19 protein-coding genes are annotated in these 18,855 nt (G+C 54.6%); 9 read left to right on the plus strand and 10 right to left on the minus strand.

Annotated elements, in window-relative coordinates; all coding sequences use genetic code 11:
• Nucleotide 1 precedes the first annotated feature (1 nt).
• The 10 genes from C8R21_RS03010 to gspG form a co-directional block, all read right to left on the minus strand.
• Entirely contained in the window at nt 2–382 is a 381-nt protein-coding gene (locus C8R21_RS03010) for a type II secretion system protein (RefSeq protein WP_258192224.1), read from the minus strand.
• A 41-nt stretch (nt 383–423) separates the two neighbouring features.
• Nucleotides 424–936, minus strand: coding sequence for a type II secretion system protein (locus tag C8R21_RS03015; RefSeq protein WP_074975154.1), 513 nt, complete (start codon nt 934–936; stop codon nt 424–426).
• 6 nt (nt 937–942) lie between these two features.
• Nucleotides 943–3,198 carry a type II and III secretion system protein gene (locus C8R21_RS03020; protein WP_107761375.1) on the minus strand — a complete coding sequence of 752 codons (2,256 nt, stop codon included), beginning with the start codon at nt 3,196–3,198 and terminating at the stop codon, nt 943–945.
• The gene (locus C8R21_RS03025) at nt 3,195–3,734 is read right to left on the minus strand and encodes a secretion system X translation initiation factor (RefSeq protein ID WP_074975152.1); all 540 of its coding nucleotides are present in this window, start codon (nt 3,732–3,734) and stop codon (nt 3,195–3,197) included. Before C8R21_RS03025 ends, C8R21_RS03020 begins: the two co-directional genes overlap by 4 nt.
• Nucleotides 3,731–4,309: a hypothetical protein gene (locus C8R21_RS03030; RefSeq protein ID WP_107761376.1), complete on the minus strand. Its 579-nt coding sequence runs from the start codon at nt 4,307–4,309 to the stop codon at nt 3,731–3,733. The genes C8R21_RS03025 and C8R21_RS03030 overlap by 4 nt, the downstream gene beginning before the upstream one ends.
• Complete coding sequence (locus tag C8R21_RS03035) at nt 4,300–4,824, minus strand: PilN domain-containing protein (protein WP_074975150.1); 525 nt, start codon at nt 4,822–4,824, stop codon at nt 4,300–4,302. Before C8R21_RS03035 ends, C8R21_RS03030 begins: the two co-directional genes overlap by 10 nt.
• Entirely contained in the window at nt 4,817–5,647 is an 831-nt protein-coding gene (locus tag C8R21_RS03040; RefSeq protein WP_258192225.1) for a hypothetical protein, read from the minus strand. Before C8R21_RS03040 ends, C8R21_RS03035 begins: the two co-directional genes overlap by 8 nt.
• Complete coding sequence (locus C8R21_RS03045; protein ID WP_107761377.1) at nt 5,628–7,427, minus strand: GspE/PulE family protein; 1,800 nt, start codon at nt 7,425–7,427, stop codon at nt 5,628–5,630. The genes C8R21_RS03040 and C8R21_RS03045 overlap by 20 nt, the downstream gene beginning before the upstream one ends.
• Nucleotides 7,428–7,562: 135 nt before the next feature.
• On the minus strand, nt 7,563–8,747 hold the full coding sequence (locus C8R21_RS03050; protein ID WP_107761378.1) for a type II secretion system F family protein: 1,185 nt from the start codon (nt 8,745–8,747) through the stop codon (nt 7,563–7,565).
• A gap of 6 nt (nt 8,748–8,753) precedes the next feature.
• Nucleotides 8,754–9,188, minus strand: a complete 435-nt coding sequence (gspG, locus tag C8R21_RS03055) for a type II secretion system major pseudopilin GspG (protein ID WP_074975180.1) — start codon at nt 9,186–9,188, stop codon at nt 8,754–8,756.
• 498 nt (nt 9,189–9,686) lie between these two features.
• Here gspG and C8R21_RS03060 point away from each other — a divergent pair, with 498 nt between their 5' ends.
• From C8R21_RS03060 to C8R21_RS03100, 9 genes are all read left to right on the plus strand, one after another.
• Nucleotides 9,687–10,394, plus strand: a complete 708-nt coding sequence (locus C8R21_RS03060) for a response regulator transcription factor (protein WP_107761379.1) — start codon at nt 9,687–9,689, stop codon at nt 10,392–10,394.
• 546 nt (nt 10,395–10,940) lie between these two features.
• The gene (locus C8R21_RS03065; protein ID WP_258192227.1) at nt 10,941–11,966 is read left to right on the plus strand and encodes a multicopper oxidase domain-containing protein; all 1,026 of its coding nucleotides are present in this window, start codon (nt 10,941–10,943) and stop codon (nt 11,964–11,966) included.
• A gap of 40 nt (nt 11,967–12,006) precedes the next feature.
• The gene (locus C8R21_RS03070) at nt 12,007–14,805 is read left to right on the plus strand and encodes a beta-propeller fold lactonase family protein (protein ID WP_107761381.1); all 2,799 of its coding nucleotides are present in this window, start codon (nt 12,007–12,009) and stop codon (nt 14,803–14,805) included.
• A 102-nt stretch (nt 14,806–14,907) separates the two neighbouring features.
• Nucleotides 14,908–15,135 (plus strand): hypothetical protein, encoded by a 228-nt coding sequence (locus C8R21_RS03075; RefSeq protein WP_256210487.1) that lies wholly within the window; start codon nt 14,908–14,910, stop codon nt 15,133–15,135.
• Between the two features lie 119 nt (nt 15,136–15,254).
• The gene (locus tag C8R21_RS15805) at nt 15,255–15,506 is read left to right on the plus strand and encodes a hypothetical protein (protein ID WP_181258835.1); all 252 of its coding nucleotides are present in this window, start codon (nt 15,255–15,257) and stop codon (nt 15,504–15,506) included.
• A 122-nt stretch (nt 15,507–15,628) separates the two neighbouring features.
• Nucleotides 15,629–16,069: a DUF2501 domain-containing protein gene (locus tag C8R21_RS03085; protein WP_107761383.1), complete on the plus strand. Its 441-nt coding sequence runs from the start codon at nt 15,629–15,631 to the stop codon at nt 16,067–16,069.
• Between the two features lie 498 nt (nt 16,070–16,567).
• The gene (locus C8R21_RS03090; RefSeq protein WP_107761384.1) at nt 16,568–16,759 is read left to right on the plus strand and encodes a hypothetical protein; all 192 of its coding nucleotides are present in this window, start codon (nt 16,568–16,570) and stop codon (nt 16,757–16,759) included.
• A 5-nt stretch (nt 16,760–16,764) separates the two neighbouring features.
• Complete coding sequence (locus tag C8R21_RS03095) at nt 16,765–17,043, plus strand: DUF5395 domain-containing protein (RefSeq protein WP_107761385.1); 279 nt, start codon at nt 16,765–16,767, stop codon at nt 17,041–17,043.
• A 41-nt stretch (nt 17,044–17,084) separates the two neighbouring features.
• Nucleotides 17,085–18,536 carry a YeiH family protein gene (locus C8R21_RS03100; RefSeq protein WP_258192228.1) on the plus strand — a complete coding sequence of 484 codons (1,452 nt, stop codon included), beginning with the start codon at nt 17,085–17,087 and terminating at the stop codon, nt 18,534–18,536.
• Nucleotides 18,537–18,855 lie beyond the last annotated feature (319 nt).

Consider the following 18,855-nt stretch of genomic DNA (forward strand, 5'->3'; position numbering starts at 1 on the left):
GCTACCAGGCCGCGTAAGAGGTTCCGTCCTTTGACTCTTCCTCCGCGCCGCTACGCACATCGTAGAGACCTTCGGCTGAATCAGGGGGAGGGAGGGTGACCCAGGTTTCGGAACTCTCGGTCAAGGGATCAACCGGAATGGCGCGCAAGTACCGCTTCTCGACCAGCTCTGCCAGATCGCGGGGATAGGCCCCCGTATCGCCGTAGAACTTGTCGATGGCATCCCGCATGACATTCAGGTCCTGTCGCAATACTGCTTCCTTTGATCTTTCCACGGAGTTGAAATACCGCGGGGCGGCAATGGTGAGAAGAACGGCAATAATGGCCATGACAACCAGCAACTCGACTAGGGTAAAACCGGAGGGGTACGAGCTATGTTGCATACTTCCGGAAGTAAATCCGGATTCAGTTTCGTGCATCCTGATCACCATTTATCGTAGGCAATGCCGTTCAAGCCGATCCGCGATGAACGGGAATACACGTCGAAAACATCATTCCCCTCCTGCGGGTTATCCGGTGAGCTCTCGTAGGAACGCTTGCCCCAGGTATCGGCATCAGGCAATGCAGGATCATCCGCCATCGGGTCTCTTGGCAGCCGCCGCAGGAAATATATCTTGCGCTTGGCGGGATGCTTGAGATCCGGCACGCCATTCACCAGATCTTCCAGCTTGCGCGGATACTCCGATTCATCGGCTTGCCGAGCAATCCTCCCTTCGTTCACTGCGCCCTTGTATGCGTCCAGCGCTTCGCGGATCTGACGTAATCCCACCCGCAGTTCCTGTTCTTTTTCACGCTTTACCGTGAGTTCATATAACGGTATCGCGGCGGAAGCGAGCACCGCTGTAATGGCTACGACGACGGTCAGTTCCACCAGGGTAAATCCCCGTCCGCCTGTTTTTTTTACCAGCGCCGTGCTCACACCAAAAATACGCTTCATGTCAACTCAACGAATGTCCACATTGACAGCCGGTGGCAAAGGCACCGGAACGGGAAGCGGCCCGCTTTCATCCTTGAAACTGACATTCCCGATACTGATCTGTGTCGTGACAGGCTTTTGCGCCAGGATCCTGAATCGCACATCCACGGCGCCGCCACCCTTGCTCAGTTTCAACACACGTGTTCCGGATTTATCACCTTCGTCCACCGGCTCAAGCGCCGCAGGGTCATAATTCAGCTCCAGTTCGCCAGGCGGGAGCGCATCTACGCCGGCGGCGGCCACGCTCACCGCAAATTCCTGTCCTGCGGAGACCTGCTCTGGCGCAGCCAGTGTCACAACCGGCGTCCCCTCGGCAGGAGGCGGCGGTGGCGGGCGGGGTTCCTCCCTGGGAGGCGCAGATGGCCACTGCCGGTTGGCATCAGCACCGGAGGTTGGAGAGGAAGAAGCCATCGCCAGCGCCCGCGGCGCCACCTTGCCGATCATCAGCGGCGAAACCGCTATCGCGTTCTCCGTGCCGAAGTGCACTTCGCTGGCCCCTTTCGCCGGACGTGTAATGTTGCGCACGATGCGCGGCGTGATCAGCAGTGCGATTTCAGTCTTGTTACGAGTAACGTTCTTATTGATGAAAAGCTTTCCGACCCAGGGCAACTCTGCCAGGCCGGGAACCTTGGACAGCGTGGTGCGCTCGTCGTCGCTGATCAATCCCGCCAGAACCTGGGTTTCGCCATCCCTCAACGCCAGCGTGGTCGCTGCCGTGCGAGTGCCCACCTGATAGGCAAGCCCGCCATTTGAAATCTTCACTTCTTTTACGATATTGCTGACTTCAAGGCTGACCTTCATGGAAACCTCATCCTGCAGCGAGATAGTGGATTCCACGTCCAGCTTGAGCCCGACATCGAGATAACTGACCGACGATGCCACACCAACGTTGGCAGCGGCAGTTGTCGTAACTACAGGCACCTTATCGCCAATGAGAATTTTTGCCTTTTCCCGGTTCTTGACACGAATGCGCGGATTGGCAAGCACATTGATAATCCCATCCTGCCGCTTCAAATTGACAACCAGTGCCGGGTTGGCGACGAATCCAATCAGATTGTCGAGATTGGAACCATTGCCGTTAACGCCCGCACTGCTGATCTGAAAGGGCGGAAAAGGAGCCGCGCCGGCAGCGCTGGCTGCGGTAAGGTAATTCACGTTGAGCTGGTCCGGGTACTGCAGCCCCAGGTTGAGCAGTTTGTTGCGCCCGATTTCCAGCACCTCCACTTCCAGCATGACTTCGGGATCGGCCAGATCATTCAGCGCAACCAGCCGCTCGACCAGCCGGATCGCCTCCGGCGTATCCTTCATGACGAACAGATTCAGCTTTTCGTCGACGTGCATGTCCTTGGTTTTGATCAATCCCTTGACCATCGCGACCATCTGCTTCACATCGGTATTCGTGACAAAGAAACTGCGCACCATCAATTCCTGGTATTCCTTCTGCTTGGCCGGAGTATTCGGATAGATCAGTACCGAATTTTCGTTGAGCACCTTGTGTGCGAGCTGGTTCGTCACCAGCAGGAGCTTGAATACATCCTCGATATTGGTCTCGCGCACGAAAATCGTCGTCTTGCTGTCCTGCTTGACATCCTTGTCAAAGACCACGTTGATGCCACCGGTGCGCGCCAGGATTTCGAATACCGATTTCAGTCCCGTGTCGCGAAACTCAAGCGTGATAGGTTTTTTGAACGCGGTTTTCAGGACAGGGCCCGCTTGCGCAGCCTGCACTTCCATCTCGGTGATACGCTGAATGAGCCTGCGCGCATCCCGATGCATCGGATTTTCCTGCAGCACGGAGCGGACCTCGCTTGAAGCAACCGCATACTCCCCTCGCTCCAGCAATTCTTCCGCGCGTTTTATTGCCGCTGTATGGCGTCGATCCATATTGATCGCCTCCAGCCCGGCGAGTGCGCGTTCATGACGTGGATTTATTTCAAGCGCCCGGCGAAAACCCCGTTCAGCCGCTTCCAGATCACCTGTAGACCTGGCGGCTTCCCCCTCGAATACGAAACGCGCGGCTACCGCTTCCCGCTGACGCGCGAGCACCGCACGAATTTCAAGATTATCCGGATTTTCGCGCGCCGCCTGTTCGAGACTGGCAAGTCCGGTGTCGAGCTTGCCCTCGGCTATGAGCCGCTTGCCCTCCACAAACGCATTGTTTGTCGCGCATCCTGCAATTCCGGCAAGAACCAGGGCAAGCAGAACGTGTTTGCCAGTTTTCATGGAATGTTTGCCGCCCCCGCGGTAGCAAGCATCTGTCTGGCGTTAAGGGGAAGATAGGTGAACGTGATGCCGTGGTCGCTCACCTCATCCAATCGATACTGGTTATTGATGCTCTCACCGGGTCTGACGATATAATTGCGTTCTCCCAGGGCGAGAAACACGCGTGTTTCATTCCCTTCGACAACCTTGCCCAGATACCTGAATTGCATCGGCGGCGGAGAGGGCCGGCTTGGCGGGGCCGGGCGAGGCGGTGGAACCCATGACCTCTGTCCGAAAATGTCACCAGCCTGGGCGCTGAATTTTCTGCGCTCCAGCCGCTCGAGATCCAGCTCACCGGCTTCATTTTCGGCAGCTTCATTTTCGGCGGCGTTTCTGCCTGCAGATGCTTCCTTTCGGAAATTCCGCGCTTCAGCAGATTCCGGAAGCGCTTCCGGACCTGCTTCGCCCTCTTCTCCGCTCACCCACTGGGCCGCGAGAAGCGTGGCCAGCAGCGCTCCAGCCAGCCATAACTTGCGCGCCTTCTCTGTCGGTTTCAATGCTTGCCTTCGCCCAGATAGAGATTGAATTTGATATTCGCTTCCAGCAGCTCCGCGTGTACCCCTTCGCGCCGGATGGCAACGTCAACCAGCGCCATTGCCGGTACCGCGTGCAAGGCATCGGCAATGAAACCCCGCAATTGGGAATAATTTCCGCGGACCGGGACCATCATTTCGTAGCGCGCCAGTTTCAGATCCTTCTCTCGTACCATGCGGTATTCAGTGCCGCTGATTTCCACACCCCGTTCTCCTGCAATCCGTACCAGTTCTCCAATCCAGAACGGGGATGAATCCAGCTTCGGAAAAAATGCGTAAAACGCCGGCAATGCCTGGTCGCCTTGCAGTCTTCGCCTGGGCCTTCCGCTCTCGGTGGAAGGCTCCATTCTTATCCTTGCTTCCAGCACCTCGGCTTCAGCCATGAGCACCTTCGATTCCTCCTGTCTCGGCAACACGGCTACCAGAAAAAATACGGCGGAGAATACAAGCAGCCCGAAGCCGAGTTTTCCCGCAGGACCAAGCCGCTCCGTTTGCCAGCGCACCCGCAGCCATACCGTTTTAATGGAGTTCAAGTCCATGACGCCGTCAGAAAAAAGACCACTGGCCGCTGGGGATCATCCCGTTTGACTTCATACTTGAGCAGATAAGCATCCTTGACAGCGGATTGGCGCTCCAGGGCACTGACAAAATCAAGCATGGCCGACGTATCCTTTGCTTCCCCACCGATACGGACTGTGCGGCCAAAAATATCTGGTTGAAACGACAGCAAGGCCACCTCCTGGCTCGCCGCCTGCTCGACTGAATCAAAAAGTGATTCCCATGGCAAATCGATCTCGCTCATCACCGCATTGGCTTTTTTGAGTTCGTTTTTTATTTCGCGCCCGCCCTGTGCTGACCAGATGCGGGGCGTGGTCTTGCGTTGCGCTCGCCGATCCATGCTGGCGATGCGCAGGTCCCAATAAGCCACCTCGTCCATGGCCGATCTGAACTGATGCAATACCCCTGCCAGGGCGACAGCGCCCAGCAAGACGAGGAAGTAACCCGCACTCCGCGCCTCTCCCTCGGGAGGGAATCTCAGCTTCAACCTACGCATCAGGTGTTGCGGTCTGGGTCATGTTATTGAAAGGGTAAGGGGCCGGGGCAGGACGCGTTTTATCCCCCAGTGGAACAACTTGCCAGCCACTGCCTTCTGGCAAGGTCAAACCGGGATGCTCCGGCGCGAAAAGATACACTTGTCCGGAGGTGCCGGCGGGCGCGGAAAAAAGCAGCGCTTCACGCTCGAGCGCGACAAGGAGTTCCTCTTTCACATCATCCAGTACTCTCTGGTTCAGGATTCGCAACCAAGCACCCCCTTCCAGCAGCGCCAGGCAAAGCCGGCCGGTTTCGACCAGCGCGAACCACGCGCGTCCCTTGTCAAAACGGTCGTGCCAGTGGTCGAATACGCTCGTGAAATAGGGCTCCACGTATTTGAGCTTCATCCGCTGACTGGCAGCCAGTTCTTCCAGGTCTTGCAGAAAACCGTGCTCTATCGCTGCACAAACGGCCCCTGTTGCCGGATCCCAGGAACTTGTGGTGAGTTCCCATCCCCCCGTTCGCTCCCCATATATTTCCCGCATCTGGAAGGCTGCGTAAGCCTGCAACTCCACCGGAGTCTCGATCTTTGATTGGGGCGGTATCACGGCGTAGCGGACAAAGTGATTGGACAGGAGAATATGGATCTCAGTGCCCGTTCCGGTCGGAAGCATCCGTTTCAACTGGGCAAGCGCCGCTCCCCAGGCGGTTCCCTCGTCAGCGCGTTCGCATGCTGCCACCTGTCTCTCGGACTGACCTGATTTTACGTGGCGCTGCAAGCGGACGAGCTCGACCCGGTGCGGAGACAAAAAAGCGCTGATCCGGTTACGCCGCAATAGTGACACGGTTTGCCTCCTGTAGACTCGTCTGCCCGCTCCTGACCATGGCCAAAGCGGCATCCCGCAGGAACAGAGTACCTCCCCGCCGTGCGGCTTCCTTTATACGGCGTACAGGTTCTTTCGCTACGATGAGTTCGCGGATTTCATCATTCAATACCAGGATTTCCGCGATTGCGTTTCGCCCGCGATAGCCGCTTCCCCGGCAATGGCCGCATCCTTTGCCGCTGCGGAATCTGAACGTAGCGATCTGCTCAGGATCGATCCCGGATTCCGCAATCAGTTGCGCGTCGGGTTGTTCTTCCACTGCGCAATGCACGCAAAGCAGGCGCACCAGCCTTTGTGCGGCAATCCCATTCAAGGCAGAAACGAAACTGTAGGGATCCACCCCCATGTGAGTAAAACGGCCGATGACATCAAAAACGCTATTGGCATGCACAGTGGTAAATACGAGATGCCCGGTCAAAGCGGCCTGAATGGCAATCTGCGCCGTTTCCGGATCGCGGATTTCGCCCACCATGATCTTGTCGGGGTCGTGGCGCAGGATGGAGCGAAGGCCGCGCACGAAAGTCAGTCCTTTTTTCTCGTTGACGGGTATCTGCAATACGCCAGGCAATTGATACTCGATCGGGTCCTCAATGGTAATGATCTTATCGTGACCCTGATTGACTTCCGAAATCGCCGCGTAAAGCGTTGTAGTCTTCCCGCTGCCGGTGGGGCCTGTCACCAGCAGCATTCCATAAGGTTCCGAGCTCAAGCGTCGCAGGGTGGATATGGCGACTCGATCGAATCCAAGATGATCGAGGGTCAAGCCCTTGACATGATCAGCCAACGCCTGGCGGTCGAGAATGCGCAGTACGGCATCTTCTCCGAAAGCACTGGGCATGATCGAAACACGAAAGTCGATCTCCCGCCCCTGAATGGAAATCTTGAAGCGACCATCCTGGGGAACCCGCCGCTCAGCTATATCCAGATCGGACATTACCTTCATACGGGAAATGACCTGTTCCGCCAGATCAGCCCCCTGCACCACCCCGATCATGGTCAGTACACCGTCAATGCGATATTTGATCGACAGGGCGCCGGGAACGACTTCCAGGTGAATATCGCTCGCCTGGGACTTATGGGCATCATATAGCGTTGAATGCACCAAACGGACCACCTGGCTGGTGCCTTCGTTGATTGTCTTCAGCGAGAGGTCTTCCTCGCCCGACTGCCTGGCGCCCCGCTCTGCCGCAGGCAGCACGCTGTCCATGGCGCGCATGGTCTGCTCCTGCTGGCTGAAAAAGGCTGTCAGATCGGCGGGATGAACCAGGTGCCATATCGCGGGAATATCGATATATTCTTCCGCCCAGGCCCTCAGGCTGGAGGAAAAGGGATTGCTGACGGCAAGGATGTGCTTCCCCTGCTGGCGAAGCAATACGCACTCCTTCTTAGTGGCTTCACTGAAAGGCAACATTTCAAACGCTGGAGTTGATGCTCGTAACTTCTCCATCGTCAATACCGGCATCCTGAGCAACCGGCCGAGTTCTGCGATCAACTGCTCCGGCTCGCATCCAAGTGTTTCCTCCAGGATGCTGATCACCGGAACAGCCCGGTTAGCGGCCTCGCTGCGCGCCGCCGCCAACCGGTGCGCATCCAGCAGGAGTATCGGAGACGGCGGCTCTGGCGCCTGCGCGTCTAGCGGACGCTCATCCCGGGAGTATTCTTCCTGGAGCGCAAGAGACGGATGCCCTGTTTGCTCGGAATTCTCCCTGCGCTCGCTGATGAGTACGGAAGATGCATTCATAATGTATATCCCATCGCCCTTGTCGAACGATTCGGCAATGGATCAACGAAAGAAAAAACCGGAATTCGTCCCGCAGATTCTGATCTGCAGCAGAAGCAACGCATCTTCAGGGGTAACCGGAGGACGCCAATAGACTCAACCCACGCTTCCTGCCAACTGAAAGATGGGCATATACATGAGAATGATGATTCCACCGATGACTGCGCCGATCACGGCCATCAACACCGGTTCGATCAGCTTCGTCAGCCATTCGACCCACCGCGCAATTTCTTCATCATGAAAGTTGCCGATGCGCTCCATCATTTCACCCATGAGGCCGGTTCTCTCGCCGACCCGCAGCATCCGGTTTCCCACTGCGGTGGTCAATCCTTGCGCTTCCATCGCGCTTGAAATGGTTTTTCCTTCACGGATAAGAACCGCCGCCGCCTCGACCTTTGGCCGAAAGTGCGGCTGAAGCAGACCGGTAACCATTTCCAGGGCTTTTGCAACCGGAATGCCTCCGCGCAACAACATGCCCAATGTCCGGTAAAAGCGCGCAAGCTGGTAAACGCGCATGCGTTCCCCGATGGCCGGAATGCGCCATAACTGCTGTGCCGCATGCATCCTGAAAGAAGGACGTGTGATCCCGTACAGGATGATGCTGGAGACCGCCGCCACAAGAACTGCCAACTGCCCCCCCTGCTCATGCACGAAATGCCCCCATCGAATCAGTAGCACGGAAAGAAAGGGTAGATCCGCTCCAGTATCTTCGTAAATGGCGCTGAATTTCGGTACTACGAAAATCAGCAGGAAGATAGCAACCAGCAATCCGATTATCAGCAGGAGAACCGGGTAGATGGATGCACCGATCAGCTTCTTTCGAACCAGATCCATCTGCGTCTGATAGGCGATGAAACGGGTCAACGCTTCGGGCAGATCACCCGTACGTTCGCTCGCGCGTGCAGTAGCGATATAGAGCGGTGGGAAAGCCTGGGGAAAAGATTCGAGCGCCCGCGAAAGAGTCACTCCTTCGTAGAGCCGCGCCAGAAGTCCTTCGATAATCTTGCGCGTGCCATTATCCTGCTCTTTATCAGCCAGTGTCTCGATACTTTCCACCAGACTGAGGCCGGCGACAAGCAGGGAAAGCAGTTCCTGGCTGAAATGCGCCAGCGGAAAGCGCGATTTCGGCTTGGGTATCCAAACTGTAAATCTGCGCCTGACATGCAGGACCATTCCCCCTTGCGCTGCGATCTGGAGACGAGCATCCTCCTCGCTATCGGCTTCGAGTTTCAGAAGTACTGTGCCCCGTCCGGCGAGCACAGCTTTTACCTCATACCGCATTGCAGCCTACCAGTTCGTAATGTCGGCTGCTTCACCTGTACCCCCGGGTTGGCCGTCCTTGCCGTAGGAAAACAGGTCGTACTCCCCATGTTCACCGGGATATCTATAAACGTATGCCCGTCCCCATGGATCCGGGGGCGATGTTTTTTTCAGATAAGGACCCTGCCATTTCGGCTCGCTGGATGGACGCATTGTCAATGCCACAAGACCCTGCTCGGAAGTCGGGTAGTGTCCGGTATCCAGCCGATACTGGTCCAAGGCTTTTTCCAGAGAATCAATCTGGGCCTGAGCCACTTTTACTTCGGATTTTCCTACCTGGGAAAAATACTTGGGCGCCACATAACCTGCCAGCAAGCCGATGATGACCATGACGACGAGCAATTCAAGTAACGTGAATCCGCGAGCCACTTTACGCCAGCGGGGCGCGCTTGACTCCCTCATTTCAGTATTTTGATTTTGATATCTGCTCATGGACCTCCACACCAAGTGTAAGTGTCTTACGTGACAAAACTATTACTAAAAACGAGCTAGGGGAGCTAAAAAAGTCCGATTGACTGGCGGCTAAAAACCGCGCGAATCATATTAACTTCCCTGTAATTTCGCAAGTAATAAAGAATAAAGGAAAACAACATCGGGGTCATCGCTCACATGCAGTGTTTTCGATGGTTTTTCATTCCAGTACAGTAGAGAGTATCCATGATCCCCGAGCCGATGATACTTCCGCTGGCGAACCCGGCCGACTTCAAGTGCTCCTCCACTTCCATGCCATGCTATTCTTGAACACATCTAGGTAACTGAAAGCGGGAAGAAACAGGATGCTGGGAGCGATAATCCTGCTTGCGTCACAGGAAAAACTGTACTATCCTTGGGGCGGCGCCGTCAGGCGCTCCACCTGTTTTCATGTAATTGGCATCTATTGCGCTCATTTCCGCTTTATCCATGTCGATCCGAGTTCTGCTGGCTGTCAACCACCCGATCGTTCTTTGGGGATTGGAAAAATTCATAAACGAGTCTCCGCAAATACAGGTTGCCGGCAAGGCAACGAACGGCGCGGAAGCACTCCTTCTGGTCAGAGAGCAACAACCCCATATCCTTCTGCTCGATCCATCTCTAGGCAGGGAAAGCGGAGTGGACCTTATCCCCGGGCTGCTGGCCGAGGGGAATTTTCACGTCATCATCTTTACGGAGATTCGCGATCGCACCGCTGTTGATACAGCCGTGCTCAACGGAGCACGGGGAGTAGTCTATAAAGAGGAGCCTGCCGAAACCATTCTCAAAGCTATCGAGAAGGTTCACAAGGGTGAACTGTGGCTGGATCGAAGCACTACCGGTCGTATTTTTATCAGCTTATTGCGCCCCGGTAAAAACACCGCCTGTCTCATAACAGAAAAAATTACCACTCTTACCCCGAAGGAGCGGGCTATTGTGAACGCCTTTGCGGAGGAATCAGGTGCGTCAAACAAGAAGATCGCCCGAACCCTGTGCATCAGCGAACAGACCCTGAGAAATCACCTTACGTCCATCTTCAGCAAACTCGATATTACCAACCGTTTCGACCTCTTCATGTTTGCAAAACTTCATCGGCAGGAAATCGGCCCACCGATGAGTCGCTTAAGTCAATCCATCCCTTCCACGAGCAGTTTGTAGCTGCCTTCATCCAGCAGCAGCCTGCACTGCTGTCCTTATTCTTTCCCCGGCTTTCTCCTCCCCCACCTCTCGCTACTCCTCCAAAAAACGCTTTGCGCAGCTCATCGCCAAGTTCGATCTTGAATCTTTTCCAGTTGTTCTGTTGATTTGGAACCTGCGGGCAAATGTAGCTTCCGCCACCTGTTCAGGTTGCCGTCCCGGTACTAATGTACTGACTTCCTTGAACAAAATTGGTACATGTACCCTATTAAAAAAGTACACCCCTCCCATGGCTGCATCACTGCTATTTGCTCATAATCTGGCCGCCATAAACAATGGTTATTGAGGACGAAATCGTCGTCTTGATGGGCGTCATGGCATATATCGAACCGTACGCTGTTCCACTTGATCCCATAGAACTTCTGACAGGTCTTACGCGAAAGACGCAGGAATTGTTCAGAGGCCCTTCTAAAGAAACTCAACAATCATAGTTTTGGACTGGCAAGGCCGCTTCGGCCCGGAACCTCATTCGTTCAAAAATTACAACTCTAGAGGAACCTTCAAAAAATGAAGTATCAACATAGCGATGCTATGGAGGATTTCTTTGCTTCCGATCTCCTCCGGCATTCCTCAATTACTTTTTCCTTCAAGCGTTTTTGCGGCGGACTGGCTCTTCCGTCTGTGCTCTGTCTGACTCTGCTTTCTTTACCCATGGAGGAAAGCGCTGCGGCCGAGCATCGGATTGAAATGGCGGCGGAGCAGCTTGAAGATGGTGTACTAGCGTATCGGATGGTTGAACACCAGGTAGACAAGGTAAATATTACTTCCCGCTACAGCAAGCAGGCGACAGTGCCCGGGCCCACGATCGTCCTGACTGAAGGTGACAAGGTCAGGCTGACCATACGCAACGGCATCAGCATGAGTCCAGACCAGCAGGTCAGCGTCCATGTGCACGGAGTTCACTACAATATCCTGAGCGACGGCTCGCTCAAGATTATCAACAAGATCGACAACGAAGGCGCCTATCCCGACCATGGCGGCCACTTCTATACCTATATCTGGGATGTTGCCCCTGGCACTGCCGGTACCTGGCCTTATCATGATCACAATTTCGAAACCCACAACGGCGCGGAAGACAGGGGACTTTATGGCGCTGTCATCGTCAATCCGGCATCGGGCACGGTAACGGCCAGTAACGGCAGCAGCATCTCAAGCATACCGGTTGCAGGCATTAGAAAAGATTATGTGCTCTATCTGAGCGACGATGCATTCTGGGGGATGGAAATTGACGGCGCCACCAGACAGCAGACCCCACTCGGCGCAAATCCCCTGCTCAGCGCAACCAGCGGCGACAACGTCAGGTTTCACCTGATCGCGATGGGCACCTATCTGAACCGATTCCAGCTGGAAGGCTATCAATGGGTGGATCCGGGAACGGCCAGGCTGATCGGTTCGAAAGACATCGGCCCTCTCGAAAATCACGCGTTCACGATCAAGGCATTGGGCAGTGCAAATTACATGAATGCAAACTTCTCGCGCAAATTGATGGGCATGAAAGGCAGCTTCATTGTCACCAATGCAGTTCCCCACTGAACTGATCGAACCGGTAAAGATTAAAAGGAAAAAAATTTAAATGAACAAAATTATTCTTGGGCTGAAAACAGCGTCGGTGAAGGCGGCAGCGCTTGCGCTGCTTGCAGCCTCGCTGCTGGCTTCGCAGACAGCACTGGCGGCGGTCCATGACATTTCATTGACTGCCGAGATATTACCCAATGGCCAGTACGGCTACAAAAGGGGAGATAAGGCCGTAATTCCCGGGCCCACGCTCTTCGTGAAACAAGGCGATACTGTCAATGTCACGGTTACCAACAACACTGATAAACCCGCCGGTTTCAAAGTGCCCGGTCTTTCAACCGCCACCGCCGCACAGGCAGCGCCGAATGGCGGAACGCTGAGCTACACATTCACCGCCACCAGAACCGGGGCCTATCCATATTACGGAGAGGGGCAGCAACTTCTCGGGCTGTTTGGCGCTGTAGTTGTGGATAGCGCGGATGGCAAGGCGGAAAGCTTTGTGGATGGCGATGGCGCCGTCAGATCGATTCGTACCACGGATCTCTCCAGGCAATTCGTCCTGTTCATGGTGGGGTCGACTTTCTGGGCCACCGAGATATCCAAAACCGGGATGGAGACTCCCTTGTGGACCAATCCCACTCTTGGCGCTGTCGAGAACGAGATTGTCCGGTTCCACGTCCTGTCGATAGGGCCGGGCCATACTTTCCACCTGCATGCGCACCGCTGGCTCGAGCAAGGAACAACCAGCGTGATCGACACGAGACTAATGGCAGATGTGGCTGACAGCCATACCTTCACCGTCAAGGCAGGTACCGGCGTCGGTGCCGGCGACTGGCAGTACCATTGCCATCTGTTCTCACATATGGAAGCCGGCATGCACGGCAGTTTCAAGGTTTACTCCACCAAGGGTCCGAACAAGGGAACAGGTAACAGTATTGCCGGCGCTTCTCCCTATGGGGCCATTTTCGGGAATACGAGCAACGATCCTGGCCTGGTTACTTTCGTAATCTCCGACGAACCTGGCATGTGGTTCAGGAGCGCACGCAGCGAAACCATTTTCAGCGTTACCAGCAGCACCCGCTCTCTGGAAGTGATTCCTCCCGGCAGCAGCGTCAACTTCATCATGGCGGACACCAACACGGTACACACCATGACCAGCCTGCTATGGCCCAGTGCCGCGGGAAACCCGTCGAATGGACACCACTCCAATAACGGCAACGATAAAAGCAGGGGACGCGGCACTGCCCATACCGAACACGCATCCATGCCGTTTGACCAGACCCGGGCATACAAGGGCGGCGGCATCGTCAAACTGACAACCCCTGGTCTTTATGTGTTCACCTGCAAAGTGCATCCCTATATGTTTGGCGCGGTAATTGTCGATGACCCGGATACCGAGGGGCTTGACCTGGGTGACACTATCAACCTGGCGACAGGCATCGTGAATCTTCCCACCAGCAGCGATCTGGCTACCCGATTGCTGAGAACCTTCTTTATCGCTACAGCACCCAATAACTGGCAGAAATTTAATTCTCCCACGCCCTGGAAAATAACTTATCCCAGCGTTCCCGTCAGGATTACCGGTGGGGCTGTTGCCAACCTGTCGGAGGTCCTGACAGCCAGATACGGCAACGATGTGGCACTGACGCCCCAGTTTTCTCCCGCTGTACCCGGTGTGGGGGAGGTATGGGTCGACACCCAGTTTGAAAAAACTGCTGGCAAGACCAAGCCCGGCACCATCACCGTTGTGGATACGAGCAACTGGAAAGTATTGCGCAAGATCGCCCTGCCACAGATCAATATGAACAATCCGCACAATATGTGGACGAACAGGGATCAGTCGGTCGTTTATCAAACCCAATGGTTTGACAACAAATTAACTCTGATCAATCAGAAAACGGGGGCGCTGATCAAAAATATCCGCGTAGGTGAAGCTCCGGCTCACGTGATGACCCGTCCCGATAACGACGACATCACGGTGACCAATAACGGTGAAGACGGAATTTCCCTCATCCCGGCAGGAACGACGGAAGTCAGCCAGATGCTGCCTACGCAAAAATCCGGACAGCAGGCAACCAATCCGCACGGGCACTGGATCAGCGCGGATGGCACCCAGGTGGTCACGCCCAACATCTTTACCAGTGATGTAGGTTTCTATGACCTCAACAGCGGGGCCATTCTGGAAAGAACTCCCACCGGGGAAAACGCTCCGGGCGCTCATCCCATTGCCATTGCAATGATGCCCGATTCCAGTAAATACTATGCCGCCAACCTCCTGCATCACAGTGTGAGCGTGCTCGACGGGAGGGGGACATTGAAGAAAACGATCAATCTGATCGCGGACTATAACCCTATTGACGGAACCATACAGGATCGTGACGGAGACGGACAGGCTACCGTGGGCATACTCCCTATCCAGTTGCCCGTCTCTCCTGATGGTCGCTCGGTAGTGGTCGCAAATATGGGTGAATCTATCATTGTCATCGACACGATGACTGACCGGGTCGTCAAAATGCTGCCCTGTGACGCGGGTTGCCACGGAGCGAATTTTGGTGCCAAGAAAGGCGGCGGATACTATGCCTATGTCACCAGCAAGTTCTCCAATGAGCTTATCGTGGTGGACACCGATCCCAACAATGATGGAAACCTGTCAGATGCAATGATAGCGGGACGGGTTTCCCTGGTGAGCGATTCCAGCGTTCCCGCTGATGACCAGATCAGCAGCCTGGCGGGTTATGGGGGCCAGGGAGTGCTTGCTATTCCAAATGTATACAATAGCTGGGTCAAGAACCTTCCCGGGGAATGGAAGGAACAGTTGACCGCAGCGCAACAGGACCCCTCTCTGCGCCAGGATTAACAATCCTGCCAAAGCTATAAAGCTATTAAATCGGCCATCCATTGTGATGGCCGTTTTTTTGCCCGAGGGGACTGGCCTACGCGCAACCTGACGGAACTGCTGTTGCCGACAGAGGGAGTGGGGGAAATAAGGCTGTTGAGCTACGCCCTGAGGCAGATTACCCGAAGCGAAAGAAATATCCTGCAGGTCGCACTACCTTATATTCCCTATGTGCATGCCTGGAAGCATCTGGAAATCGATAGCCGCCATATCGTGAGGTTTAGGGTTTGCAAGCCTGCCGAACGATTATGGACGCTTGAACAGGGCATCAGGAGTGCCAAGACAACGTAGCGCGAAAGGGATCTCCCACATTACTGAAGCAAGAAAAATCGCATTTTTTGAAAACCCCGACGACCTGGTAAACCGCGCCTCCTTGAATACCGCTGAAATTCGTGCGCTTGCCAGTGCAGATGCCTTGCGAACCCCTTGTCGGTCATCGGCGCCAGACATTGTGGACAGTTACATCTCATATCACACAGCGGGACCTGATGCGGGATGCTCCGGCGAAGGAAACATTGCCAGTCATTCCGACCGCACCAGAGGGAGAGGAAATCATCGCCGATTACGCCAGCATCAGGCTTACCTTGCGTAGACACCCCCTTGCACTGCTGCTCGGCAAGCAGGGATTTTCATTAGGCCTCACTCAAGCCTCAATCTTGTGAGACTTTGCTGGGATCACCAGGGACTGAATATTTGCAAAAACATTTTTCATCAGGATTTGCTATAAATCATATGCTGCATTGCAAGTTGGAATATCTGGTTCTAATTACCCGGAGAAAAGTCCATGAATATTTTCAGACATCATCCCTTGTTATTGAGTTGCGGCATTGGGTTCGCCGTATTTTCGGGCGCCCTTGCAGCTCAGGGTTTCGATCAGTTGAAAGACCTCACGGGAAGCAGCCTCGGCGGCGCAGCCTCATCATTGGGACTGTCATCCATAACGTCCGGTAGCACGGGCAATGCCGCCGGAATCATTGAGTACTGTATGAAAAACAATTATCTGAGTGGCGATAACGCTTCTTCGGTCAGGGATCAGTTGATGGGAAAGATTAGCGGCGGCGGAGATCAATCAGCCCAAAATAATCCCGACTATATCAATGGCGCGCAGGGTATCGTGAGCGGCAGTGCTGGCCAGAACGTGGATTTGAGCATGGCGGGCATGAAGGCTTCCGCAGTGAAAAAGGCGTGTGAGACGATACTTGAACAGGGCAAGTCCATGCTTTGAAGAATCTGTCCAGATTGCTTCAATCTCCCATAAAGGCTTTCGCCGCTTCACTCTCTAGTGTGTCCAGCAGCGCCTGCCGGGGAAGTTACCGCCAGCAGGCGCTGCAAGGGCGTGGAAAACGCCAAGTGATCGCAGCAAAATCGGTATCGCTCATTCCATGCTTGCGGCACAGTTCGGGTACCTGAACGCCGCTCTCCCTGAGAGATTTCCCAATATAATTAGACAGTGCTGATGCACGTGCCAACAAAATTCGTACTACCTCTCCTCTCGGTTCTCCTGTTTTCGCAAGACGGTTCTAGCTCGTATCCGACTTATGACATAAAATCATTTGCAAACCAGCTTGTAAGAAATTTCGGGAAAAATATAGTCCGATGGAAAGTACCCCAGGAGTGCACGAAGGCAACGTCAATGAGTTGCTATTGATTCAGCGCTCTGCACTGCTACCACTATCTCATTCGCATCGATCAGAGGCGACCCATTTTTATTTGAGGAATGACAATGGATCATATAAAGAATGAAGAGCAGTCTCTTGAAAATGCCGGTTCGCTTTTATCCAGCGAATCCATTCTCGGCGAACCTGAACCCTGGGAAAGCTGGGAAACCCAACTGTGCTTATGGAGCATAGGCATTGGCATCGCCGGGCTTGTCATCCTGGGTGTGCTGGTCGACTTGTTCCTGCTCCCCAAATAAGACGGATGCAAGCCGATCTCGAGGTTCGGTTGACGCACGACGGGAGCAGGTGGATCGCACATCACCCCGCCTTCGAAGCACGCGGAAACACGCTGCTCGAGCTGGACCAGGATGTGACGAGATGCCTGCTGGATCGGCAATTATTCCAGCAGAATAATCAGGTCATGGTCTTCATGGCTTTTGACTACACCTGCATTCCAACCTGGATACGGCAATATGCCTACCACTATTTCAATCGCTACATCCGGTTGGATCTGAAATCACCCACGCAAGAAGCGCAATAGCAATAACAAGGGAAACAAGGGCAAACAAGGGGATGAGCGAAATGAACAGAAAATGGTATTCCGGGATGGCAAGCACGGAAGACTGGTGGGCCGTGTGGCTGGGGCTGATCATGTTTCTTGCAAGCGTGAGTTCCCTCTGGGGATGGGATCTCACCGGCTGGATGGCGAAAACCAGCACCTGGGTTTGGGGAAAATTCTCGATTGAAACGGCATTGAAACCCAGCGGCAAGGTGGCGCTGCATCCCGCCATGTCGCTGCTGGTCACCTATCTGGTATTCACCACGCTGACCTGCATTGCCGCATGGGCAATGAAGCTCAATGTAAAGCGATTCTTCGCCGCATGGACCATGCTTTTCGCGCTGACCTGGGTTGTCTGGATCATCGGGCAGGAAGCCCATTTCAAGGTGCCGGTTCATGAGTTCACCAAGCATGACCTGTCCTGGGGATTGTCCCTTGGCGGCGGCTTCTCCTACCTGCTCGCCCTCGTGATCGGGCTGATTATCGGAAATTTCTTCAAGGGAACAGCCGCTTTCCTGAGCGAAGCCGCGAAACCGGAATGGTTCATCAAGACCGCCATCGTGTTTCTCGGCATCAAGATCGGCGTCATGTCCATGGAGGCGGCGGGCTTTGTCCAGGAACTGGTCCTGACGGGCATTGCCGCCACCTTCGTGGCTTACATGCTGTTCTGGCCAATCGTCTATACGCTCGCCCGCAAAGGGTTCAAGCTGTCGCGCGAGGCTTCTGCCGTACTCTCTTCCGGCATTTCCATTTGCGGCGTCTCGGCCGCGATCGCCACTGCCGGCGCGATCCGCGCCCGCCCCGTCATTCCCGTCGTTGTCTCGATACTGGTGGTGATCTTTGCCATGTTCGAGCTCATCATCCTGCCAGGGTTTTACGCCGCCGTAGCCCCCAGCCAGCCCATCGTCAACGGGTCCGCCTTGGGGCTCACGGTCAAAACCGATGGCGCCGATGCAGCCGCCGGAGCAATCCTGGATGAACTGATGCGGGCAAATGCCCAGGCCAATGGCGTAGTATGGAAAGAAGGCTGGATCCTGATGGCATCGCTCACCACCAAAATCTGGATCGATGTGTTCATCGGCGTCTGGGCGTTTCTGCTGGCGCTGGTATGGGTATACAAGGTGGAGCGCAAGCCGGGGCAATCCAGAATCGGGCTCTCAGAAATCTGGCATCGTTTTCCCAAATTCGTTCTGGGCTACCTGATCGTGTGGTTTTCCTATATTGCGCTAGCCTCAAGCGGACCGGAAATTGCCAAAACCTTGCATACGGCTGCCACGCCGGTAGAGGGCTCCATGCGCACCATGATGTTCATGCTGACCTTCCTCAGCATCGGCACCATTACCGATTTCAGCAAGCTCAAGGGAATGGGCAGGCTGGCGCTGCTTTATGCGATTGCCCTGTTCGGCATCATCGCTCCGATTGCTTATGGGGTGGCGTGGATATTCCATCGGGGAATGATGCCGCCAGTTCTTTAATGGCACTAGAAATGGCTTCTGAGGAATTTTTACGCCGATAACATGACTGCTGATTGATACTCTAGTCTCGTTATCAATGATAGTTATGATGTTGCATTTATTTTAATCTCCTCGAAAGATTCTTTCAGTACCTCCAATAGCTAGCCTTAGCTGGGGATCAGGTGGACGGGTTTTCCCCCGGTTTCACGGACACATCTAAAAAGGCTGATAATGAGTCAGGAGGTGTGTCATGGCAAGGCGAAGGAAATACGCAGCGGAGTTCAAGCAGGAAGCGGTACAGTTGGTTCGATCTTCAAATGTTCCGGCAAGCCAGGTTGCG

The sequence above is a fragment of the Nitrosospira multiformis genome (assembly GCF_003050865.1).
In the GTDB taxonomy this organism is placed as follows: Bacteria; Pseudomonadota; Gammaproteobacteria; order Burkholderiales; family Nitrosomonadaceae; genus Nitrosospira; species Nitrosospira multiformis_E.